This window comes from Mesorhizobium sp. M0954 (genome assembly GCF_040319155.1).
Lineage (GTDB): Bacteria > Pseudomonadota > Alphaproteobacteria > Rhizobiales > Rhizobiaceae > Mesorhizobium.
Map to the genome: position 1 here is coordinate 16,881 of NZ_JAMYNR010000031.1, position 23,486 is coordinate 40,366.

The 23,486-nt window shown below is 57.2% G+C and carries 20 protein-coding genes and 2 pseudogenes; 4 read left to right on the top strand and 18 right to left on the bottom strand.

Annotated elements, in window-relative coordinates:
* The first annotated feature begins 60 nt into the window (after positions 1-60).
* Entirely contained in the window at positions 61-1,647 is a 1,587-nt protein-coding gene (locus NKH93_RS28440) for an adenylate/guanylate cyclase domain-containing protein (protein WP_352973737.1), read from the top strand.
* Here the strand turns inward: NKH93_RS28440 and NKH93_RS28445 are convergent.
* Both NKH93_RS28445 and NKH93_RS28450 read right to left on the bottom strand, forming a co-directional pair.
* A complete protein-coding gene (locus NKH93_RS28445) occupies positions 1,644-1,793 on the bottom strand; it encodes a hypothetical protein (protein WP_352473299.1) in 150 nt (49 codons plus the stop codon). The genes NKH93_RS28440 and NKH93_RS28445 overlap by 4 nt on opposite strands.
* Positions 1,744-2,037 carry a type II toxin-antitoxin system VapB family antitoxin gene (locus NKH93_RS28450; protein WP_352973745.1) on the bottom strand — a complete coding sequence of 98 codons (294 nt, stop codon included), beginning with the start codon at positions 2,035-2,037 and terminating at the stop codon, positions 1,744-1,746. The genes NKH93_RS28445 and NKH93_RS28450 overlap by 50 nt, the downstream gene beginning before the upstream one ends.
* A gap of 874 nt (positions 2,038-2,911) precedes the next feature.
* Between NKH93_RS28450 and NKH93_RS28455 the strand changes: the two are divergent.
* A pseudogene (locus tag NKH93_RS28455) lies at positions 2,912-3,034 on the top strand (hypothetical protein); the annotation flags it as partial.
* Between the two features lie 188 nt (positions 3,035-3,222).
* Here NKH93_RS28455 and NKH93_RS28460 read toward each other — a convergent pair.
* From NKH93_RS28460 to cysD, 4 genes are all read right to left on the bottom strand, one after another.
* Positions 3,223-3,393, bottom strand: coding sequence for a hypothetical protein (locus NKH93_RS28460; protein WP_352780009.1), 171 nt, complete (start codon positions 3,391-3,393; stop codon positions 3,223-3,225).
* Positions 3,394-3,590: 197 nt separating this feature from the next.
* On the bottom strand, positions 3,591-4,379 hold the full coding sequence (cysQ, locus tag NKH93_RS28465; RefSeq protein WP_352973883.1) for a 3'(2'),5'-bisphosphate nucleotidase CysQ: 789 nt from the start codon (positions 4,377-4,379) through the stop codon (positions 3,591-3,593).
* A gap of 10 nt (positions 4,380-4,389) precedes the next feature.
* A complete protein-coding gene (gene cysN, locus NKH93_RS28470; RefSeq protein WP_352973751.1) occupies positions 4,390-6,327 on the bottom strand; it encodes a sulfate adenylyltransferase subunit CysN in 1,938 nt (645 codons plus the stop codon).
* A gap of 2 nt (positions 6,328-6,329) precedes the next feature.
* Positions 6,330-7,235, bottom strand: coding sequence for a sulfate adenylyltransferase subunit CysD (cysD, locus tag NKH93_RS28475; protein ID WP_352973755.1), 906 nt, complete (start codon positions 7,233-7,235; stop codon positions 6,330-6,332).
* 1,150 nt (positions 7,236-8,385) lie between these two features.
* Here cysD and NKH93_RS28480 point away from each other — a divergent pair.
* Both NKH93_RS28480 and NKH93_RS28485 read left to right on the top strand, forming a co-directional pair.
* Positions 8,386-8,874 (top strand): hypothetical protein, encoded by a 489-nt coding sequence (locus NKH93_RS28480; RefSeq protein ID WP_352973758.1) that lies wholly within the window; start codon positions 8,386-8,388, stop codon positions 8,872-8,874.
* A 522-nt stretch (positions 8,875-9,396) separates the two neighbouring features.
* Positions 9,397-9,766, top strand: a pseudogene (locus NKH93_RS28485) (transposase domain-containing protein); the annotation flags it as partial.
* 112 nt (positions 9,767-9,878) lie between these two features.
* On the opposite strand, the gene rfbD reads toward NKH93_RS28485, so the two are convergent.
* The 12 genes from rfbD to NKH93_RS28545 all read right to left on the bottom strand — a co-directional run bounded on the left by rfbD (position 9,879) and on the right by NKH93_RS28545 (position 23,448).
* Positions 9,879-10,757 (bottom strand): dTDP-4-dehydrorhamnose reductase, encoded by an 879-nt coding sequence (rfbD, locus tag NKH93_RS28490; protein WP_352973763.1) that lies wholly within the window; start codon positions 10,755-10,757, stop codon positions 9,879-9,881.
* Complete coding sequence (gene rfbB, locus NKH93_RS28495; RefSeq protein WP_352973773.1) at positions 10,754-11,824, bottom strand: dTDP-glucose 4,6-dehydratase; 1,071 nt, start codon at positions 11,822-11,824, stop codon at positions 10,754-10,756. The genes rfbD and rfbB overlap by 4 nt, the downstream gene beginning before the upstream one ends.
* A 37-nt stretch (positions 11,825-11,861) precedes the next feature.
* Positions 11,862-12,416 carry a dTDP-4-dehydrorhamnose 3,5-epimerase gene (rfbC, locus tag NKH93_RS28500; RefSeq protein ID WP_352973778.1) on the bottom strand — a complete coding sequence of 185 codons (555 nt, stop codon included), beginning with the start codon at positions 12,414-12,416 and terminating at the stop codon, positions 11,862-11,864.
* Entirely contained in the window at positions 12,417-13,298 is an 882-nt protein-coding gene (gene rfbA / locus NKH93_RS28505; protein WP_352973783.1) for a glucose-1-phosphate thymidylyltransferase RfbA, read from the bottom strand. It lies immediately after the preceding gene.
* Between the two features lie 167 nt (positions 13,299-13,465).
* Positions 13,466-14,782 carry an O-antigen ligase family protein gene (locus NKH93_RS28510; protein WP_352973786.1) on the bottom strand — a complete coding sequence of 439 codons (1,317 nt, stop codon included), beginning with the start codon at positions 14,780-14,782 and terminating at the stop codon, positions 13,466-13,468.
* Positions 14,779-15,966 (bottom strand): tetratricopeptide repeat protein, encoded by a 1,188-nt coding sequence (locus tag NKH93_RS28515; protein ID WP_352973790.1) that lies wholly within the window; start codon positions 15,964-15,966, stop codon positions 14,779-14,781. Before NKH93_RS28515 ends, NKH93_RS28510 begins: the two co-directional genes overlap by 4 nt.
* Complete coding sequence (locus NKH93_RS28520) at positions 15,926-18,304, bottom strand: GumC family protein (RefSeq protein WP_352973795.1); 2,379 nt, start codon at positions 18,302-18,304, stop codon at positions 15,926-15,928. The genes NKH93_RS28515 and NKH93_RS28520 overlap by 41 nt, the downstream gene beginning before the upstream one ends.
* 50 nt (positions 18,305-18,354) lie before the next feature.
* Positions 18,355-19,143 carry a polysaccharide biosynthesis/export family protein gene (locus NKH93_RS28525; protein ID WP_352973798.1) on the bottom strand — a complete coding sequence of 263 codons (789 nt, stop codon included), beginning with the start codon at positions 19,141-19,143 and terminating at the stop codon, positions 18,355-18,357.
* Positions 19,140-19,949 (bottom strand): tyrosine-protein phosphatase, encoded by an 810-nt coding sequence (locus NKH93_RS28530; RefSeq protein WP_352973802.1) that lies wholly within the window; start codon positions 19,947-19,949, stop codon positions 19,140-19,142. The genes NKH93_RS28525 and NKH93_RS28530 overlap by 4 nt, the downstream gene beginning before the upstream one ends.
* A gap of 505 nt (positions 19,950-20,454) precedes the next feature.
* The gene (locus NKH93_RS28535; protein WP_352973805.1) at positions 20,455-20,937 is read right to left on the bottom strand and encodes a hypothetical protein; all 483 of its coding nucleotides are present in this window, start codon (positions 20,935-20,937) and stop codon (positions 20,455-20,457) included.
* A gap of 380 nt (positions 20,938-21,317) precedes the next feature.
* Positions 21,318-22,424 carry a glycosyltransferase family 4 protein gene (locus NKH93_RS28540; RefSeq protein ID WP_352973808.1) on the bottom strand — a complete coding sequence of 369 codons (1,107 nt, stop codon included), beginning with the start codon at positions 22,422-22,424 and terminating at the stop codon, positions 21,318-21,320.
* A gap of 10 nt (positions 22,425-22,434) precedes the next feature.
* Complete coding sequence (locus tag NKH93_RS28545) at positions 22,435-23,448, bottom strand: EpsG family protein (RefSeq protein WP_352973810.1); 1,014 nt, start codon at positions 23,446-23,448, stop codon at positions 22,435-22,437.
* Positions 23,449-23,486 lie beyond the last annotated feature (38 nt).

A 23,486-nucleotide genomic window follows, 5' to 3' on the forward strand; every position in this document is an offset into this window, starting at 1 on the left:
CTGGTACCGTGCCGGGAATGAGCTATAGTTCACACACTAAGACGGCCGGGCGCTTGCACAATGGCTGGACTGGGTGAACAGATTGCGCGTCAGCAACGCACTATGGGACCGCTCCTGGTGGCGGCAGTGGTCATCGGCCTTGTCGGTCTGCCCGTGGCAGCCTGGCTCGACCTCCGAGACCTATCGGAACGGATGCTGCGCAGGCAAGCCAGCGAAATCAGCCGCATCATCGACGAAATGCGCGGATTCTACGGCAGCGACGTCGTGGGACGCGTGCTGCAAGCTAACGGCGTTGTGACCGCGACGCACAACTACCGGGACGTGCCAGGCGCGATCCCTATTCCAGCAACCCTCTCGATCGAACTCGGCAAGCGCATCAGCGCTCATGACGGCTCGGTCAAATATCGGTTCGTCTCGGATCTGCCTTTCAAAGGTCGCGCGCCCCACCAGCTCGATGCGTTCGAGCGGAATGCAATCTTGGCTTTGCGCGCCAACCCGAAGGAGCCGATCATCGAGGTCTCGGGCTCACTGTTTGACCGGCAGGTCCGCGCCGCGGCCCCTGTCATAATGGGACAAGTGTGCGTGACCTGCCATAACTCACACCCGGACAGCCCCAAGACGGACTGGACGGTAGGGGATGTCCGAGGGATCCAGGAGATATCAGTCAATCAGCCTATCGCTGCGAACGTGCTGACCTTCAAGTATCTGCTCCTATATTTCGGTTTCGCGGCGGCGGCGGGCCTGACGTTCATTCTCCTGCAGCGTCGGCAGTCCGCGTTGATTCAGGGCATCAACAAGGAGCTTTCGGAGGCAAACGACTTCCTGGCCGCGATTTCATTGAAGATCGCCAAATACCTTTCGCCTCAAATCTACAAAAGCATCTTCAGCGGCCAGAAGGACGTCACCATCGCAACCGAGCGCAAGAAGCTCACAATCTTTTTCTCCGACGTCAAGGATTTCACCGCGATCGTGGAACGGCTCCAGCCCGAGGACCTGACGCTTCTCCTCAACGAGTACTTCACCGAGATGTCGACGATCGCGCTCAAACACGGCGGCACCGTCGATAAGTTCATCGGCGATGCGCTTCTTGTGTTCTTCGGAGACCCCGAGACGCAAGGCGTCGAGGAAGACGCGAGAGCCTGCTTGCGCATGGCTGTCGACATGCAGCGTCGGCTGGAGCAGTTGAACAGGGTGTGGCATGACCGCGGAGTTGAACGGCCCTTCCGAGCTCGCATGGGCATCAATACGGGCTATTGCAATGTTGGGAACTTCGGTTCCGATGATCGGATGGACTACACGATCATTGGAGCCGAGGCGAACTTGGCGGCCCGGCTGCAGTCGATTGCCGAGCCCGGCGGCATCTGCCTCAGCTATGAGACTTACGCGCTCGTGCGCGACCTTGTCCGGGCGCGTCCATTGGCACCGATAGCCATGAAGGGGATCAGCCGAGAGGTTGTCCCCTACGAAGTCGAGGGCCTCCTGGGTGAACTCGCCCAGCGCCCTCAGGTCATCAGCGAGCATGCGACTGGTCTCGACTTGTTCCTCGATGTTGAGGCAATCGACGAGAACGGGGTGGAGCGGGCGAAGAAACGACTTTCGGAGGCGCTCCTGGCCTTAACCATCCGAAGCAAGCCCGCCGCACTTTAGGTTCTTGAACGTGATCCAATCTGGACCGTGGCCAGCCAAGTAAAGTCCGGTTCAACACCGTTCAGGCGCGCCGGGTCCCGGCCAGGAGTTCGCGCATCATCCTCGTTGGTCATCAGCGCCGTCAGGGCCGAGGCGTCGATGAACATCAGTGATTCTCGTACAGGCTGTCGCGAAACGCCTTGTCGGCGGGCCTGCCGCGATCAGGCTTGCCCGGGGTCGCAGATCACGGCAGAACCTGACGCCGATCTCTACGAGGGACGCTCTAGCCTGTTCGCGCTCAAGCTCATGCTTGAGCGCGGCATGGACGGCCTCTGTCAGACCAGTCCTCTTAAGTGCGGCGAGCCGGCGGGCCAGTGCGTCGGTCTCGGGATTTTTGATGTGGAACGCCATCACTCGCTCGTATAGCCGTTCAAGTCTATCGGTATACGGCACACCGTGTGAAGGTCCGGGGAGCGTCGACCGGAAGGGTCACCAACGGAATCGGCCACGCCAACCGACCGAGTTGGTGGCTGCGCCTCGCTTGCCGCAGGCTGGATGGGACCGTAACCCTGTTGTTTACAGACCCCGAGCATATGTGATCGGTAAGCGGCGTTTCCGGATACCTTTCGGGAGTGGCCGCGATCTGTGAGGTTGCCGATCCTGTGTTGGGATTGGAGATCGGCTTGGGTCTGGACTTGACCGGGGCGCGACGAGTCGCTGGCTGAGATCGCCGGTCTGATCGATATCACGGTCGATGCCATGACGGGGCGAATCTCCTGCTGCTCCGCTGACTCGACGTTATATCAGGCGGCGCTAATTATCGGTCCTCGGGTCAAACACCTTAGAAGGCCGACATGCTGAAACCATCGTGGAACAACGCTCGAGGAAGCGAGGAAGCCGACTTCTATCTCTTTTTCGCAGCTATGCTGATCGTATCACAACGCGGCGGGTCACACGCAAACTTGATTCGTACGGAGATTGGCTGAGAGCCCTCACCCTGACACTACTCCCGACGAGGAAGGCTCATCACTGCAATGCCTGCGATCGCGGTGTGGCGGCTTTTTACCGTTTCGGGCGATACACGCTTATTTGCCCGCTTTGTCATGCTCTGGATCGTGAGCGGTTTTTGATTTGTGCTCTAGACCGTAAGCTTCTCGGGCTTCCGGCGGGGTCGCTTAGAATTCTCCAGATTGCGCCGAGCGAGAAGGGGCTTTCAAAGAGACTATCTCAGGCGGGCAACCTCATTAAAGGCGATATCGAGCCCGGACGGTACGGCCCCGATACCGTGCAGGTTGACCTAATGAACATGAACGGCATCAGCGATCTCGATATTGTCGTCTTGTGCCATGTCATGGAGCACGTACCTGACGATCGGCATGCTTTTCGGCAAATTTGGTCATCCCTTAAGCCTCGAGGACAGGTCGACAGGTCTGGATCCAAGTACCGCTTATCTATCGTCAAACGCTCGAAGCCACGCCATCCATGTCACGGAGCGAGCGCGACGAGCGCTTCGGCGGGTCAGATCACGTGCGAGCCTACGGACCCGATATCAAGGAGCGTATCGAGGACGTGGGTTTTACGGTCGCTCGAATACATTCAGACCGTATACCTGCCGCCGATCGCGAGCGTCTTGGGCTTCTCCCCGATACTCTCTTTATCGCCGAACGGGCCGAGCAACACAATTCGGATTGAGAGCGCGAAGTTCCCGACGCCATCCTTGGTGGCGATCATCGCTACTGTGGGCAAGCGCATCGCGGATCGCGTCACGTTGCACATTCCGACAGCCAATTTCCCTATTCGATCATCGATGCGAGAAGCTCTGATAGCGGCCAGCAGTTACTTTCACACCGTCACACCTGCGCTTTCACACCGATCTGGAACTGCGCTTACCGGAGGCGATAGGTCGTGCATCCGAAGAACGCCGGTCAGGTCTGACGCGGTCCTTTGGTTTGCGCAACCAAGGTCTATCGGGATTGAGCAGCCTTGCCGCTGGCGACGAAATGCGGGTTAGCGAAATCCTCGTCGTCACTCTGGTTGCGCTTGCCGTAGGCGAGCGGCTCACCATCCAGCGTGCGCGTCATGCCGCCGGCGGCGCGCAGCACCGCGTCACCCGCGGCCGTATCCCACTCCATAGTGCGGCCGAAGCGCGGGTAGACGTCCGCCTCGGCGCTGGCAACGAGACAGAATTTCAGCGACGAGCCGACCGAGACGATCTCGGCGGCGCCAAGCGCGCGGATATAGGCGTCGGTTTCCGGCGTGTTGTGGGACCGGCTGGCAACGACGGTCAGCGGCACCATACCGGCCCTTGCCGAAATCGGCTGGCGATCGACGATCTCATAGTCCTCATTGATCTCGATCGTTTCCGCTTTGCCCGGCCGGCCAGAAAAGAAGCGGCCGGTGCAAGGCGCGAAGACGACGCCGATCTCAGGCACGCCATGGCGAACCAACGCGATGTTGACAGTGAAATCGGTCCGCCGGTTGACGAACTCCTTGGTGCCGTCGAGCGGATCGATCAGGAAAAAGGCGTCGCCGAGATCCGGTGCCATCATGCCGGCAGAGGCTTCTTCCTCGGCCACGCACGGAATCTCGGGAAATGCGGCGCGTAGCCCGGCAAGGATGATCTTCTCGCTCTCGCGATCCGCCTCCGTCACTGGCGAACTGTCCGACTTGCTGTCGACCGCACAGCCGGCACGAAAGACGCGCATCACCTCGCGCCCCGCCGCCAAGGCAAGGTGCTCGAAGACGGCGAGCATCGCTTCGTCGTCAGATACCGCCGCCGCTGTCATATTGGTCTTCGGCAATGTCCCGCTCGTTCAGCCAGTGTTCCAGGGCGTCCACCATCTCCTCGGCCGATCTGCCGAGGGTCTTGAGATGGATTTCGGGCTTTTCCGGCACCTCATATGGTGAATCGACGCCGGTGAAATTCTTGATCTCGCCATTCAACGCCCGCGCATAGAGACCCTTCGGATCGCGCCTGGCGCATTCCTCGAAGGGAGTATCGACAAACACCTCGACGAATTCGCCGTCGGCCATCAATTCGCGCGCCATGCGCCGCTCGGCGCTGAACGGCGAGATGAACGACACGATGACGATCAGCCCGGCATCGGCCATCAGGCGTGCCACTTCGGCGACGCGGCGAATGTTTTCGACACGATCGGCGTCGGTGAAGCCGAGATCGCGGTTGAGGCCGTGACGAACGTTGTCGCCATCCAGAATGTAGGTATGGCGCCCGGTGGCGAACAGCTTCTTTTCGAACAGATTGGCGATGGTCGACTTGCCCGAGCCCGAAAGCCCGGTGAACCAGAACACGGCTGGCCGCTGGTTCTTCATATCGGCGCGGGCGCGCTTGCCGACATCGAGCGACTGCCAGTGGATGTTTTCGGCGCGGCGCAGCGAATGCAGGATCATGCCGGCGCCGACCGTGGCGTTGGTGATGCGGTCGATGAGGATGAAGGCGCCGGTGGTGCGGTTCTCGGCAAACGGATCGAAGGCGATCGGCGACCGCGTCGAGATATTGCAGATGCCGACTTCGTTCATTTCAAGCGACTTGGCCGCCTCATGGGCAAAGTCGTTGACGTTGACGCGGTATTTCAGGTCGGTGACGGTGGCGCTGGTCTGGTCGGTCTCGGTGCGCAGGATGTAGGAGCGGCCAGGCAGCAGCGCATGTTCGTCGAACCAGACGATGTTGGCGGCGAACTGGTCGGCGACCTGCGGCCGCGCCGCCGGCGACACCAGCATATTGCCGCGCGAGACTTCCACCTCGTCGTCGAGGACAAGAGTGATGGCCTGGCCGGCGATAGCCTGCTGAAGGTCCCCGCCATGCGAAACGATGCGCCTGACACGCGAGGACTTGCCGGATTTCGCGACGACCACCTCGTCGCCCGGCGCAACCGACCCGGAGGCTACGGTCCCGGCGAAACCCCGGAAATCGAGATTGGGGCGGTTCACATATTGGACAGGAAACCGGAACGGCAATTCGACCGCGGCCTCGTCGACCGAGACGGTTTCGAGATGTTCGATCAGCGTCGGGCCGGAAAACCAGTTTGTCCTATCGGAACGGCCGGTAACGTTGTCGCCATAGCGGGCCGACATAGGGATGGGCATGATCGACTGGAAACCAAGATCGCGTGAGAACTGCCCGTAATCCGTGACGATCCGTTTAAAAACCGCCTCGTCGAAACCGACAAGATCGATCTTGTTGACAGCGAGGACGATGTGGCGGATGCCAAGCAGCGAGGCAATGATCGAATGCCGCCTGGTCTGGCGCAACACGCCCTGGCGGGCATCGATCAGCACGATGGCGAGATCCGCGGTCGATGCACCCGTCGCCATGTTACGCGTGTATTGTTCGTGGCCGGGCGTGTCGGCGACGATGAACTTGCGCTTTGGCGTGGCGAAGAAGCGATAGGCGACGTCGATGGTGATGCCTTGCTCGCGCTCGGCCTCGAGGCCGTCGACCAGCAGCGCGAAGTCGACGTCGTCGCCGGTGGTGCCGTGCTTGCGCGAATCGCGCTCGAGCGTGGCCAGCTGGTCCTCGAAAATCTGCTTGGTGTCGGAAAGCAAGCGCCCGATCAGCGTCGACTTACCGTCGTCGACCGAGCCGCAGGTCAGGAAGCGCAGCAGCGACTTTCGTTCCTGCGCCGCCAGATAGTCGCGGACGCCGTCGGTCGGGGCGAGGCTCTTGGCCATGATATGGCGCATACTCAGAAATACCCCTCGCGCTTCTTCTTTTCCATCGAGCCGGCTTCGTCGCGGTCGATCAGGCGACCTTGCCGCTCGGAAGTGCGCGCCGTGAGCATTTCGCCGACTATCGCCTCCAGAGTGTCGGCCTCCGAGTCGATCGCGCCGGTCAGCGGATAGCAGCCGAGCGTGCGGAACCGTACCATCCGGTTCTCCACTGCTTCGCCGGGCCGCAGCTGCATGCGCTCATCATCCCTCAGGATGAGCATGCCATCGCGCTCTACGACCGGCCGCTCCTTGGCCAGATACAGCGGCACGATCGGGATGTCTTCCTGGAGAATGTACTGCCAGATGTCGAGCTCGGTCCAGTTCGACAACGGGAACACCCTGATCGATTCACCGGCAGCGACGCGGGTGTTGAAAATCTTCCACATCTCCGGCCGCTGGTTCTTCGGATCCCAGACGTGCTGGGCGTTGCGGAACGAGAAGATGCGCTCCTTGGCGCGCGACTTCTCCTCGTCGCGCCGCGCGCCGCCGAAGGCAGCGTCAAACCCGTATTTGTCGAGCGCCTGCCGCAGCGCCACTGTTTTCATCACATGAGTATGGGTGTTGGAGCCGTGGTCGAACGGATTGATGTTGTCGCGCACGCCGTCTTCATTGACATGGACGAGGAGATCGAAACCGAGCTTTTGCTGCATCTGGTCGCGAAAGGCGATCATTTCGCGGAATTTCCAGGTCGTGTCGACATGGAGAAACGGAAAGGGCGGCTTGGCGGGATAGAACGCCTTCATCGCCAGATGCATGAGCACGGACGAATCCTTGCCGACCGAATAGAGCATCACCGGCTTGGCGAAAGCCGCGGCCACCTCGCGAAAGATATGGATGGATTCAGCCTCAAGCCGCTGAAGGTGCGTAAGCGCGATGGTCATGGACTGTGAGCGTTCTTTCGTGCCATTCACAGAAGGGCTGTAACGGGCGCGATCTTCAGCCGCGGGGTTCAAGCTGCACTTCTGGACAATCTATTCTCGTGCGGGCCTTCTAGCAGATCGTTCCTGCCCAGAACAATGCAAGACAAGCCAGCGGCCGAGTGGTTCGGGAATGAATTTTCCATGCAGATGGGTAAACTGGGAAATTTCTACCCAGGGACCAATTGCGCTTACGAGGGGCAGGAAAATATTGCCTGGGCGGGGAAGGTGATTGCCAAGCTATTGAACATGATTGTGATCACGCACCGATGAGCATTGTGATCACGCACCGATGAGCTGCCGCCGAAATGAGATCCAATGTTGCGCTCTCTAAAGTTGTGCCAATTTCCGGTGCCGCCGGCCGCCCAGGTCAAAGCAGGTCTTCGCCTGGTGCCTGGAAGCGCGTAAACAGGCAAACAGGCTGCTTCGGTACAGCAAGATTCTCGTGCTTTTGTGCCGCGGTTGTGGCATGACTAGAAGCCTGCGGCGCAACGCCCAAGTCTATCACGGAAGCCGAACCCGTCCGCTGACGGCGGTGTGATTGAGCTTGAGATTGACGTCATCGCAATGTGCGTTGGCCGTGGTGCCGGCACCAATCCGGTGAGAGCAGATAATCCACACTTAAGGCGATGACGTGATCGGGCCGACGGGTGCGGGCCTTCGCCGCCGCAACCAAAAGGCGAAGATACTCAGCCCGGACAAATGAACCAATGCCTGCAGGTCAGCGGTAGGTCCTCAACGACCGTGGTGCGCGGCCATGGCATGGGCCAAATGACTACGCTATGGTGAGGCTTGGCTTTGAGGAATCATATTTGAAATGGATGGAGGTTCGACGCTGGCCTGTCTGCGGGCGGGGCGAGCAATCGCCGCGGTAGTGGTTGTTATTCACCAATCGGCAAAGAGCGTCGAGGCATTTGTGGGGACGCTTCCTGGCCATTGGTCTGCTCTATTCGAGCGTGGAAAAGGCTGGTCCGCGTCTTTGTGCCTTATTGGCCGATTGGGCTTGGCCTTGCTGCCGTATACACGATCTTGCCAGCCTTCAGCCCCGCGAGTGGAATTGGCTCACCAGTATTTCGCTATTGTTGCTCGCAGATCCGCCAGCGCTGAGCGTGGCATGGACGCTGCAACAGGGGCTTGTGATTTTCGGCGCGCTTTTCTTGGCTGCCAGGGTATGGACCGGCATGGCTTTGGCAAGGCGAATAGTGCATGGCTCCCCGCCTTTGGTGCCGCCGTCCTGGTGTTGTTTGTAGCGGTCGGAGCAACACGCGAGTTCAGTCCGCTGGTCGGGCTCGGTCTCACCCTTCTTCTCCCCGTCGTTTGTCGCGCTGAGGACGATACGCGGTTCACAGTGCCGGTCTTCGCCGTGCTGATCGGCAACGCTTTCTACGCGGTCTGCGTGATCTACAACCCGCTTTTGTCGGCAATGTCGCGGATCGTGGCGCGTGTTCCGATGGTTGGGACATGGTCGCGATCCTTAGCGATCTGCACCATGGTTTCGGCTTTGGCGGGACTTACCTACAATCTCCTTTATGATAGGCCGGCAATGCGAGCGGTCAGGAACTGGTCCCGGTCGAACAGTCGTGTGCCCGTTGCGCCAGCCTAGAGACAAGGTTCTGTTCATTACGATGGCTGCGGTGATATTGACCTACGTCTGCGTGATCATTTTACCGTTTATAGCGGCTTTGCTGCTTGATAGTTCGTCCTCTGTCCTGACTTGGATGCGGCTCGTGTTCATGAGCTTTCCTTCAGGTTGAGGTCGTAAAAGGAACGCGCGCGGAAAATCTCTCGCTCGATTGCAGCTGATGTGACCGTGGCAGCAATAATAGCCAAGTGGTTGATCTTCGGGCTCGGCGCTTCCCAGAGCGTCCCTCGCCTTCTCACCTTCCCAAACACATCCGATCCGAAAAGCCTGATGCCATCTACTCCCGATGTTCGATACCGCTCTTTTTGCATTCGCCGCGCGAAGGACATTGGGCTGCCATCCATCGCTGGTTTCAAAGAACCAATCAATCTCAGCCCTCAGCCCTCAGCCCAACGAAACTGACATCTTTTCCCAAAAGGCGAGCAAAGCGCCGGGACACACGGCTTCTGCTGGCATCGTCCATAAGTGGGATATAGAACAAAGTGGTTGCGGTTTCTTCGCCTCAGCTGCCCGCTTACGAAGATCAAGCTCGCCGAAGCAATCCGCTACACGCTCTCACGCTGGGAAGGCCTCTCGTGCTTCCTTGACGACGGCCGCATCGAGATCGACAGCAACATCGTCGAACGCTCCATCCACAAGAACGCGCTCTTCGCAGACTCTGACGGCGGCGCCGAACACTGGGCAGTCATCGCCTCGCTGCCTCGCTGATCGAAACCTACAAGCTCAATGGTGTCGAACCGCTCGGCTATCTCGCCGATGTCCTCACCAGGATCGTCAGCGGCCACCCAACAGCCAGATCGACGATCTCCCTTGGGTCTGCATCAACAAGCTCGAGATCAAGGCCGTAGCCTGATATCATGAGTGCCCTTCTCTCGCGGGCCTCATTGGCGAAGCGCGTGTCGGTCTCACAACTGCAGAATTTCGGTGAAGCAGGCTTGGTCATACAATCAATGCCTGGGTCGCCCTCAGTTCACAAGACGACCCACCAATTCTTCCGTCGACTTTCGCCAGTCCGGCGCCGTCCACCCGAACGTCGCCGCAAATTTTTCCGTCGACAAACGCGAATTGAACGGACGTTGCGCTTTGGTCGGATAATCCGCAGTGGCGATCCCCCGAACTCTCGCATGAGGGCCCCCTAACGCCCGGCTCGTGCGCAGGATATGGCCGGCAAAATCGCTCCAATTGGTTTCGCCACTTCCAGCTAGATGGTGGACGCCGAAAGATGCAAAGCTTGCGTCGCATAGTTTTGCAGAAGCTTCCAATATTCCGTCAGCAAGATTAAGAGCCGATGTTGGATTTCCCCACTGGTCGGCGACCACGGCTATCTCGTCGCGCTCCGCCGCCAGCTTCAGCACCGTCTTCACAAAATTCCTGCCGAACGGGCTGTAAATCCATGCCGTGCGCAAGATCAGATGACGCGGATTGGCCTGGGCGACCGCCTGCTCGCCGGCGAGCTTTGAGGCGCCGTAAACGCTGCGCGGGCGAGGCTCATCGGCTTCGGTATAGGCGCCTTGGCCGCTGCCGTCGAAAACATAGTCGGTCGACAGGTGGATCACCGGCGCGCCGAGGCTTGCCGCGGCCGAGGCGACGTGACCGGCCCCGGCTCCGTTGATGGCGAACGCAAGCTCGGGTTCGTCCTCGGCCTGGTCGACGGCGGTGTAGGCGGCGGCGGAAACGACGAGATCCGGCCGGGCAGCGGCCAGCGCTGGGGCGATCGTTTCCGGCTTCGCCAGATCAAGCTCTGGCCGGCCGACCGCTATGACCTCGAAGCCCGGCAGGGCACCCGCTCGCTCCACGAGGCTTTTGACGACCTGGCCATCGCGCCCCGTAACGACAAGCCTCACGCGGCCCCCTCGCACATCTCGCCCAACCGCTCGCCCGCATATCGGTCGCGGCGGATCGGCCCCCACCACCATTCGTTCGCAAGATACCAATCGATCGTCCTGGCGAGGCCACTGTCGAAGCTCTCGCTAGGCGCCCAGCCGAGATCGCGCCCGATCTTTGAAGCGTCGATCGCATACCGGCGGTCGTGGCCTGGGCGGTCGGCGACAAAGCTAATGAGATCGCGATACCGCCGCGCGCCGGAACGCGGCCGCTTGTTGTCGAGAACGTCGCAGATCGACTCGACTACCTGCAAATTGGTGCGTTCCGAGCCTCCGCCGACATTGTAGCTGTCACCGATCACGCCTCGGGTCGCGACCATGGCCAGAGCGCGAGCGTGGTCTTCAACGAAGAGCCAGTCGCGTACGTTGCTGCCGGCGCCGTAGACCGGCAGTGGTTTCTCCTCGAGTGCGTTCAAGATGACGAGCGGGATCAGCTTTTCGGGAAAATGGAAAGGCCCGTAATTGTTCGAACAGTTCGATAGCACCACCGGCAGACCGTACGTGTCGTGCCATGCGCGCACCAGGTGATCCGAGGCCGCCTTCGATGCCGAATAGGGGGAGGATGGCGCATAGGGTGTCTGCTCGGTGAAGACAGTGTTGTCGAAAGGCAGATCTCCGAACACCTCGTCGGTCGAAACATGGTGGAACCGAAACCGGCTTTTTTTCTCGCCGGGGAGTCTGCGCCAGTATTCCAGCGCCGAATTGAGCATTCGATAGGTTCCAACGATATTGGTCTCGATAAACACGTCGGGCCTGTCGATCGACCGATCAACGTGGCTTTCAGCGGCCAAATGGATGACGATGTCGATCTCATCGCGATGCAACACCTCAAGGACCGCCTTGTCGTCGCAAATGTCAGCGTGTTCGAACCTATAATTGTGGGAATTCTCAATCGCGCGCAGCGACGCGAGATTACCGGCATAGGTGAGCTTGTCGAAGTTGGTGACTCGGTAGGCCGGATTGCCGCACAAATGCCGGCACACCGCCGAGCCGATGAAACCTGCTCCTCCCGTCACCAAAAAGTTCATGTCGCCCTCCTGACCCGATCAGCTTGGCCAGACACCATCATGCGAACACTTCGGCAACTGCGAGCGTCGGCGCTTTAAGGTCCTTGTCCGAAAGCTGAAATCCACCGATCATTGCCGGCCATTCAATGCCGATGACGGGGTCGTCGAACCGAATTGATCGATCATGCTCAGGTGAATAGGAGTCGGTGACCTTATACAGCACCTCGGTCTCTGGCACGAGCGTAAGGAAACCGTGCGCAAACCCTTTCGGCACTAGGATCTGATTGCCCTTTTCGGCAGAGATCTCAAGCGCCACCCATTTCCCGAATGTTTTCGAGCTTCTGCGAATGTCGACTGCCACATCTAGCACCTTGCCTCGGACGACGCGTAACAGCTTATCCTGAGCACGCGGTGGAACTTGATAATGAAGTCCCCTCAATACACCGCTAGCGGCGGAATAGGAGTGGTTATCCTGAACGAAACGCAATTCCAGGCCGGCGTCTGAAAACCGCTCCTCATTGTAGGTTTCGACGAAGAACCCCCGCGCATCACCGAGCCTTATCGGCACGATTTCTAGCACTCCATCAAGGGCGAGCGGCCTGATCTCCAGCATCTAGTTCGCCTTCAATTCGGCCACGCGCCTGCGCAGGTAGGCGGCATATTCATTTTTTCCCAGGCGCGTGGCGCGATCCAGAACCTTGTCTGCTGTCAGCCAGCCCTGCTCAAAAGCGATTTCTTCCGGGCACGCCACCTTGATACCTTGGCGGTGCTCGATCGTGCGCACGAATGAAGAGGCTTCGTGCAAACTGTCGAGGGTGCCGGTGTCGAGCCAAGCGTATCCGCGGCCTAGCTGGTGAACTTGCAACTGCCCGCGTTGAAGATAGACGTTGTTGACCGCAGTAATCTCAAGCTCGCCACGCTCCGAGGGTTGAATCGTCGGGGCGATATTCACGACATCATTGTCGTAGAAATAGAGGCCGGTAATGGCCCAATTCGACTTCGGCACTTTCGGCTTTTCTTCGATCGTCAAAGCAGTGCCGCTGGTTTTGTCAAATGAGACAACGCCGTAGCGCTGCGGATCCTCGACATGATAAGCGAATACCGACGCGCCGCTTTCGCGCGAAGCTGCCGCACGGCATAACTGTGACAGCCCTTCGCCGAAATAGATGTTGTCGCCAAGAATCATCGACACACTGTCATTGTGGATGAAATCGCGCCCGATGATGAATGCTTCTGCGAGCCCATTGGGATGGGGTTGCACCGCATAAGAAAGGTCGAGCCCGAATTCTGATCCGCTCCCAAGCAGCTCTTGAAAAACTGGCAGGTCGCGCGGGGTCGAGATCACCAGAATCTCCCGGATTCCCGCCAGCATGAGCACGCTCAGCGGATAGTAGATCATCGGCTTGTCGTATATTGGTAGGATTTGCTTTGAGACCGCTAGCGTGAGCGGATACAGTCGAGTTCCGCTGCCACCAGCAAGGATAATGCCTTTCAACAAGCCCTCCTAATAATCGCCTTGGCTTCCGGGCGGCACAATTGTTCGTGCTTATGCAGCGCGCGGCGGCTTGTCAATCACGCCCCAGAATTGAGATCGTGAACAGCCGCGTAGTCCCCTGCTATCAAAGTTTGCCACCGAAGGTTTTGCCAAGCCCGACGACATTCCTACGGCGAAGTTCCAACGGGAACAAATAGCTTATCACCATTATGGTCGATCTCGATCAACTCGTTCTTCTGTGCCAAACGTTCAGCGAATCCTTTATGGAAGATTATCGCGTTCATATAGGCAAACGTCATGGCCAGCGCTGCGGTTCGCAGTGGATAATCAACCAACGAATGAATGAGAAGAAAAGACACTGAGAGAAATGCCGCCTTCTGAAGCGGGTCGCGGCGAATCTTAGCCAATGCAGTGAAAAGCACAACGAAATAGCCTATCATCAGTACTATAGCTGGAACTCCCCCTTCGAACGCAATTTCGAGATATTCATTATGAGCATGATTGACGTATTGCCTGAAAATCATATTTCGCTTTTCGTAAATCGGATACGCTCTTTGAAAATTGCCGAAGCCAACGCCTGTAGGCCAATTCTCCTTTATTCCATCGATCGTGGTGCGGGCAAATTCTCCTCGTCCGAATCCAGGATCGATCACATCCGCATCGATCTTGGTCCAGGCACCTATAGTATAAACCGAAAGCGCCACGAAAATCAGGAGGATGCTAAGCCCGCTCGCTCTCGAACGGGCCGAAAGAAAGACGATTGATAGCACGGTGATCGCCAGTCCAATCAGAACGCCAGCGCGCGAACCCGCGGCCAGAAGAAGTAGCAACAGCATGGTCAAGCCGACTGATCCGGCCACAAGATGCCCACGGAACAGACCGTAATACACGACGAAGGGGATGGACACAAAAAGCAAAGCCGAAAAGTGATTCACATTTGCAAACAGCCCAGCGTTGATCGTAAAAGGCAGCAGCCCAACAATGGCGACATTGTCCGAGAGCGAGTACTGAATCGCTCCTGCCAAACCGTTGCAAATAACACCTATGAAAAAAAACGGGAGAAGCGCACTGACCTGCTCAACGCGCAACCGCAATACCGCAAGAAAAAATGCCACTGCGGCCAGAAGATAAAGCAGGCATTCGATCGTGCGTCCGACGCCGACGCTGATGAAACGAAATTGGGTTTCTCGGATCCAAGGATCCCCAAGCAGCAGTTCCGGCCGTACCCCCCGGAACATAGCCTTCGGCAGTGGAACGATTTGCAATATTACCAATGCCGTGGCGAAAACCAGCAGCCACAGAACAGAATGGGGGCTTCTTTGGCCTGAAGTTTGCGAAAGGACGGCCGCCGCCGAGAGAATCGCCGCGACTTCGATGGCACTGTCGGTATAGAGGCCGCCCGCAGTACCACCGCCGATCAGCAGCGATACAAACAAAACGGATCCCAGGAGATATTTATCCCATTCGGACGGCCGGTCGTTCAAGATGGGAGTCTCTCGATGGTCAATTTGTGCATTACAAGCGTACCCACATATCGAAATCGCCAGCTCTCCGCAATGGCGGCGGTCTGGAGCGTCAACAGCTGAAGGGGGCAAGCGGCCTGTCCAACTGAGAAATCCTGGCTCAAATTTAGGCGGTTGTATGTGCCCTCCGGAATGTTGAACCGTGCTATTTCTGCCGCCGGATCAATACATCTGATCGACCAGAACAAATCCTTTGGGAGCTTCAAGCTTCGTGCAGAGGCTATAAGGGAAATCTTATATGAGCCTGGCGGTAGCGCAACATACTGCTGGAGAGCTGAGTCCTTGACCGGCGTGTTCAAAAACCGGACCGTTGCTCCCCCCTCCCCCTCTACTGCATTTTGGGATGTTGCAAATGTAACTTCCAAGCCGGGTTGATTGCGGATCTGCCAATCGAAAGGCTTGCCGCTTGGCACTGGTTCAAAGGTGCCGTTGAAAATGTAACCCCCCAGCGTTCGCTCTCGATCAGACAGGCTGAAAAGAAATAGTCGATAGGCTCGTTCATATTTCTTTTGACGGATATCGCCGCTAATCACTGCCGACAATTCCCCCGACGTTGGCGGTGCGCTTGACCCGGTCAAGTCGAGGAGCAGCCGATTTGCGGCATCTACTCCCTCAGTGGTCCTGCCAAGATCGGCGAACAGGGTGGCTCTCCAAGGCGCCTCCGCCCGTAGGGCCGCCAGGACGGCCTGATATCCACCGGCATCAGAAAGAATTGTCGGCATACTCTCAGCGACCACCGAAAATTGATCGGGCCATCGCCGTAGCAATGTGTCAATCTGGCCGACAGCCTCCGACAAATCACCTGTTTCGATTTCGCGGCCGATTGATCTTTGCAGGGCGTGAATTTCTGTTTTGGACAGTTTTCGAGCCTGATCAAAAAGCTCGTAGGCTTCGACTTTCTCGCCTTGCCGATACTTGATCTCCCCCATCAAGCTGTAGAGGCGGGCGTCCGCAACATCGGACCGAACCCCGCCTGCAGCCTTAACCAGCAATGCCTTAAGATCAGGAGGGTTATTCGTGTCGCTCAGATCGCCACTGATTTCGCCTATCAACGCATCGACGTTCAACGGGTCCAGCGCCAGAGAAACGGCAGGCGTTTCAGTTTCAAGAAATCGACTTAGCCCGATCGAGGAAGCCGCCAACACTAGAACGCATGCGACGAACCAGACGACTGAACGCCGAAGACCTTCCATTAGCGGGCTGGCTCGCTCCATCATCGACTTTGCCCTCAATCTTCGGAGTACTCGAACCGTAGTCGTAGTACTGGTTGTTCATATATTTGTAGCCGTAATTGTAATCGAACTTATTTACCGCGAATTTTGACATCGCGGCGCCAACTACATTCGCGCCGGCGGCTCGCAGGCGCTTCAACGCCGCCTTGGCCGACTTTCGCGTCACCTGATTGGTGGAGATGACCATCAATGTGCCCTCAGCAAGCCTGCTCAGAATGGGTGAATCGGAAAGGCCAACAATCGGCGGAGCGTCGATGATAACGAGATCAAAACGCTTCCCGAGGTTCGTAATGATCAGCGCCATCTTCGGCGAAGAGAGCAGATCGGCAGGGTTTGGCGGAATCGTCCCCGAGGTCAGAACGGTCACATTGGGATATTTCGTCGCCCTAAAAATGGCCGCTAAATCTTCCTTCCGAACCGTGTTTGTCAATAGATTGCTTAGTCCAATTGTGTTGTCGAGACCAAACAGCCTGTGAAGGTTCGGTTTTCTAAGATCGCCGTCAACAATGAGAACTCTTGCACCAAGTGCTGCGAAATCCTGCCCGAGCTTGAAGGACGTGGTCGACTTGCCCTCCGATGGTTCCGAACTCGTAATCAGCAGTGATCGCGGCGCACCTTCCGCACCAGAGAATTGCAGCGACGTACGAAGCGAACGATAGGCCTCCGATAACCCGGATTTCGGATCGGCGACGCTGGCCATGAGTTCCCGATCTTCGACGAGGGGTAATATGCCAAGCACAGCCAACCCCATCTCATTTTCAATCTGCTCCGGGTTGGTGAAGGTATTGTTCAACAGTTCGATGATGTAAATAACAGACGCGCACAACCCGAGAAACGCAGCCAATGCAATCGCGAGATTTATGCTGAGGCGCGGAGAATAAGGGCGATCCGGCTGCGCCGCAAAATCCACGATCGCTGCATTCTGGTTCTTCAGTTCCGAACTGACTCCGGCTTCATTAAGCTTAGTTATAAGGCTGTCATATTGAGATCGATTCGAGTCGACCTCACGCTTCAAAATGGTATACTTAATGTTTTTATCGTTAAAAACAACTTGCGCTCTTTCCATCTCCGCAAGTTTGCTTCTAAGGTCGGCCTCCTTATTCTGCGCCTCTTGATATTTTAGCCGAAGCGAGTCCGTTATGGCCAGGACGCCATTATTGTATAGCCGTTGCAATTCCTTGATCTGGGACTGAAGTTGCTGCATCTCTGGAAAACCTGGCTTCAGAACGCTCAGCTTCTGCTGGTATTGGCTGGTCAAGTCCGCAAGCTTCTCACTCAGGTTCTGCAGCCCCTCGCTTTCCAGAACAGGGCCCAAGCTCGCTCCGCGGCCCTTGTCGATCTGATCCACCACCCGTCCTGCATCAAGACGTTCCTGGATTGCAGTGGCAAGCGCGGTGTTCAGCGCCTCGATGTTGGAGCCTATCAGCGATTTGTCGTCGCCCGTTACCGTGATGCCTGCTTCCTTTGCGTAGGCTACCAGCTCCTCTTCGGACTTCTGAAGCTTTTGCTTCACCTGAAGCACCTGCTCCTGGATAAATTGCCGTGCCAGCTCGGAAGTTTCGCTCGTCTGGTCGAGGCGTTGATCGATAAAGCTTTGCGCGACCTGGTTCGCTACGTCGCTTGCGTATTTCGGGTTTTGGTCGGCAAATGTAATGGACAGCAAGCTTGTGTTAGGGACGAGATTGACCGTCAGGTCCCTTAGAACGCGGCCAATCGCTATTGCCTCACGTTGCTCAGGAGTATTTTGTTGAATGGAAGGCGTTTTAGAAATGCCGAATGCGCGGCGGAAAATGTTGCTAAGGGAAAAGTCTGGCGTCGGGAACAGGAAGTCGGGCTTTTCGCTGAGACCCAACTGGAATACGACGCGCTGCGCCAACGCGCGGCTTCTGAGCTTCTCACGAGCCGTTAGGAAGGTCCGCACGTCGCTGTTTTCAGAAACCACCTCGATATCCTGGAATACTTTCGCGGACGGGACCAATACCTCCAATTGCGTCGTTGCCTGATATTTTGGTGTCTGCATCATGGTAACAATAGCGCCAGCAACGAGACCGGCGGCCGCCATCATGACAATCAGCCAGCGATACTGGGCAACGTAAAAAAGCAGCTTGAGCGGATTGACGCCCTCGGGCTGCTCAGAGTGATCGCGGCCGTACGGGCTGTAGTTTTGCGCACCGTCGTAAAAGAGATCCGCAGACAGAGCCTGGCTATGTCCGGGTCCCGCAATTTGATGTTGCCTGTTGCGATCGAGCATAGCGGTAGATTACCCTAGGTTTGCCTCTGTATTGGCTGAGCGGAAATCTTCTATGGAACCAGTACACCAATCCGAGCTGCATTTGAAGCAACGCCGAGAGCGTCCTTGAGATTGTTCATCGCGATTTTCGATTTCGAAGCGAAGACCACAACCTTGTCTCCACCATAGATGCGTGGATTGCGCATCTTGCCAGCACGAATCTCCTCGACATTGTAATTAGCAACCAATGTGTTTGGGCCGATATTGCGATAGATATAGACCTTTTTTTCGTCCCCAACCGTATTGAAGCCTCCAGCAAGGGCGATCGCATCGATGAGAGAAGAATTGCTCGCTACCGGATAGATCCCAGCCTTGTTAACTTCGCCGTCGACGGTTATTCGCTGTCCGATCGATTCCTTGACAAAGACCGAGACGTCAGGAGATTGCAGGTATTTGGCGCCGTAGGCGGTCTCGATCTCTTGCTCCAACTGACGGACGGTTTTTCCTGCCGCTGTAATCGTGCCGATAAGCGGAAGGGAAATTTGGCCGTTAGAGTCGACTTGAACCGTTCTATTCAAGTTGTCGACCTGAAATACGTTCACATCGAGCACATCGTTCGGAGACAAAGGCTGCTCGCTGCCGTTCTGGGTGTTTTCCGGCGCAGGCAAATCCTTCACCACCCGCAAAGTGCCTCCGCCCGAAAGTGGTGAGGATGATGATGTCAATTGAAGCGCATCCACGGAGGTCGGTGAAGATGGTACCGTCGACGAGGTGCTCGTGCATGCTGACATCACGAGGGACGTGACGAATACGAATAGCGCGCCGACAGGACTTCTTGCCAAACGAAAAACGTCCATCATGCTGTCCCGCCTTTGAACAAGCGACCGAGCCCGCCAAAGCGGCTGCCATTGCCGGTGGGCGATTTTTTCGGACTTACTTTTCCGACTGGCTCGACCGGACGGTTCGCCAATATTTCGCCTGGACGTTTCAGCACCATATTGCGGGCCTCGTCTTCGCCACATCGCTTGGCAGCAGCGGCGACCGCCTGCGAAAGCCCTGGGCGCCGGCGCGTAGCGCTATGGGTATCCGATGCGATGATGTCCACCCTGCCCTCGTCAATCAGTCTTTCCGAATAATAAAGCGCTGTGCGTCCAAAAGCACCAACAATCGAGTCTGCGGTAAGCTGGATAAGGCAGCCCACTGCATTCAACCTCTCGATAACGTCGTAATTCGTTTTGATCCAGGTCAAACGCTCAGGGTGCGTAAGAATCGGAATGAAACCGGCGTTTATGAGGCGTAGCGCAAGATCTTCCATCCGTGGGGGTAAAACATGATGCGGCGGTTCGAACAGAAAATAGCGGGACCTGTTTAAAGTCGGCACACTGCCGGCCGCCAATTGGTCCGGGAGATCCGGCGCTATGTGAACATCGGCGCCAACGTAAAGAGCAAGTGGTATGGCGGCGCGGCGCAGCGCCTGGTGCAACTCCTGAACCGCTCGGACAATATTCGATGTTCCGTTTTCGTATACGCCCGGCGTCACGTGCGGCGTGCACGCCATGTGGGTCGTTCCGTCGGCCACTGCCAGCCGAGCCATTTCCAGCGATTCGGCAAGACTGGGTGAGCCGTCGTCGAGGCCTGGCAAGATATGGGAATGTAGATCGATCATGGGCGTTTGTGGCTGCAACGCAGCAAGATGGCGAGGTCATCGCAAAAAATCACAAATGCGTTACCCGCAATGCAGCGAGTTACACGTGTGTCAAGCTCATGCAATAGGATGAGTGCTGGGTCCCAGCTACTGGCTGACAGAGTCATCATCATGCAGGCCGATGATCAGCGCCGCACCGCCGACTAAAGCGCCAGATACCCGCACGAAAGGGCCGGAACTCAAACAGGCGACACCTGCAATCGCCGATACACAAAAGAAAATGGGACCAAGCGAATGGCGCACCTTCGTTTCCGTCTCTCTAGAACGTGCGGCCCAACCAGCCAACGCGAGCCGCCGAAGACGATTCATTTGGCGCCAGATTAAAGCAATAGGCCGATGCAGCTAACAAATTCGCAAAGCGACATCCGTCCGAACGAAACCACATCCACCAACGGCCTTGCACTTCAGCAAGAACGACAGAGCAGAGGCGCCCGCCTCTGCTGCTGCAGGCTGTCGGGCCACCAGCTTATTGGCTGACGCCGTGGTGTTTATCCGCCGTTGCGGCCAGAATACCAGCCCCAAGAGCCATGCCGCCAAAGATGAAGAGCGGCGTGTTGTTATTGTTGTTGCCGTTGGCATTGCCTGTCTGAGCGGTCTTCTCAGAACCCAGGACGTTGAGGCAAATCTTGTCCTCGACGCGCGAGATATCGAGCGTCGAATTCGCGGGGACACTCAGATTACAACCACCGACCCGAACCGAAGCCGAGCCCTTGCCGCCAACCACGACACGGCTACCGAAATCCAGAGCGCCGCCCGCTTGTGCAGGGCCGTAGCCAGCCACCTGCGAGACCATTACGTCGCCATTGATGTTACCGATCGACCCAATCGGATTTGCACCCTGATAGGCAGTTGCACAAGTGCACGACGCATCCTGCGCGAAAGACGACAACGGGGCGAAGCCGGCCAACACAACAAGTCCGACCAACGCGCTTCTCAACATTTCGTTCATCCGCACCTATCCTTCTGTCCTATGTTACCTGAGGCCCACCTAACCACCAAGCTACTGGTTTGCGCGTAACAGCTTTTTTCGCCAATTCCAACTCATATCGCACGTGCGAGATAATTTTTGGTTTCGGTGTGGTCGATTGAGCACACCATTAGAACGTTTGAATTATCGAAAATGCACATCTTTACAGCTGAGTCCGTGACCGAGCACGCCGCGATTCTCTTGGTGGGTGGCTCCGGAACGAGACGCAATCGAACGAGGCGCAATCGACTGAGCCGGCCTAGCGGCCGCCACCATTAAATTGGCAGGCTTTGCCGTTTTTAACCCAACCGATGGCTCGCCAACAATTCACGACTGGCAATCCATCGCAGCGCAAACCACATCTAGCCTTTGCCGGCCGAAATAACCCGCATGTATGAATCGATTACGATTTTCTCATCGAACTGATTCTCCGCTTTCTTTCGGCTCGCGAGTCCCATCGCCGCGCGCTCGTTCCGTGGCAGTTCCAAGAATTGCGTCAGCTTCTGGGCAAGGTCAGCGGCATTGCGGGGTTGACAGAGATAGCCGTTAACACCGTCGTTGATGACTTCTCGACAGCCCGGAACATCCGCCGCGATCAGCGGCTTACCCATGGCGGCTCCCTCTATGAGAGTCCGCGGCGTTCCCTCCGGGTAATAGGATGGCAGAACGATGCAATCCGCCTCTGTAATGACGGGTCTGACGTCCTCTCTGCGACCATAATACTCGACAATACCCTCGGAGATCCAACCCTGCAGTGTCTCGCGGTCAATGGCGGACGGGTTGTCTGGTCCGAGGAGACCAAGAAGTCCAAAGCTGGCACCAGGGTGCTTCTGCTTGACCAGGCGTGCGGCCTCTACATACTCTCCGATGCCCTTATCCCAGATAAGCCGCGCGATCAGCAAAAACCGCGCGCCGTCCTCTTTCGATGCAGCTGGGGCGAACATTTCAAGGTCGACACCGGAGCCTGGAAGGAGCGAACTTTTTTCTGCTCGAGCCAAGCCCAAGGCGAGAAACAAAGACCGGTCGTCCGGATTTTGAAAGAAGACATGACGCGAATGCCAGAGTGACCAGCGATAGAGTCGGCGGACTAGGTGATTCAGCCAGCCCTTGTTCAGAAAGGCGGTTCCCAAGCCAGAGATGTTGTTGATCGCCCTGACGCCGCAGAGATGCGCCGCAAGCGACCCGTAGATGTTTGGCTTGATTGTGTAACCGAGGAAGAAATCCGGCTGCAGCTTCCGAAATAGCCGCCAAAATCGAAACAAGAGCTGCAGGTCCTGCACCGGAGATGTACCCATGCTTTCCATCGGCATGACTTCGAAACGGCATCCCATTGCAACCAAGGATTGCGAATACTTGGTCTCAGGGGCGACAGCAATGACTTCGACACCCGAAGCTATGAGCGCGCGGATGACTCCGCTGCGGAAATTGTGAAGATTCCAGCCGGTGTTCGCGCAGATAACAACTCTCATAGGAACCATTTCAAAGGGGGGAGATCTGATAGGGGAGCCAAGCATCGGCGTGGGAGGAATAGTTCAGCCACGCAAATTGGACTACAGCAGAGTAGATCACTACCAGTAGGCCTAGAAACCGCGCCGCCCCCTCGGACCAGGCGAACGTGTCTGGCACGCGCGACAGTACCACGAGCTGTAGGGGCAGTAAATACAGGCCCACGCGGTCAACCGCTGTCGTAGACGGCGACAGGTAGAGTGCGGGCACGGTTGCCAAGGCCAGTAGCGCCAATATAAACCACAGGCGCTTCTCCTCAGCTCGCAAATTGAACTTCTGCCAGAAAAGGAGCAAAAGGAGCGCAGGAAGCGCGTTCATCGCCACGCGGATGAATGCGCCGTCCGAATCATATCCCCGCTGGACATAAGTGTACATTAATTGGTCAACACTTTTTCCAAGTAGGGTGAAATAGCCCAGGATTGTGGCCACCCCGACCCAGCAAGCCGTCCACAATCGGCCGCGGTCTTCTGCCAACGCCGAGATTGGGATGAGAACTACGGCACTCTTGTGGAAGGTCGCCGCGGCTAAAACCCAGAACACAAACCGCAGGTTCGATCTTTCGCCGCCAAGAGCGACAAGGCCCCTCATCGCTAGCCCAATGGCAACGCCCTGGCGGGTGTAGCCCATGGCCACGACGATGATTAGGTAAGGAACGGCGATAACCAAGGCCAGCCATGGACGTGGTTGCGCCTTCACGAAGGCAAGAAGCCCCCAGGAAAACAACGCAGCGCATGCCAGATTAACAAGCCATACATCGCCACCCAGGCGGCTGGCCAACCAATTGAATAGCACATAACCCGGGTCGCCCATCATCGGGATTTCGTTGAGTTTAATCGGGCTGATAAGAAGGAAATGCAATACATAGGTGGACCAGTCGGCTCCAACCTCATAACGCAGGCCGACAAAAAGACCGATTAGCAACATCGTGGGAATCAACAGCCAAGACTCGGTGTGGTGGGCGAGTTTATGCCGCGGCTGCTCGAACAAGCTGGCGAAGGCTGGGACGCCGAAAACGAACCAGTATG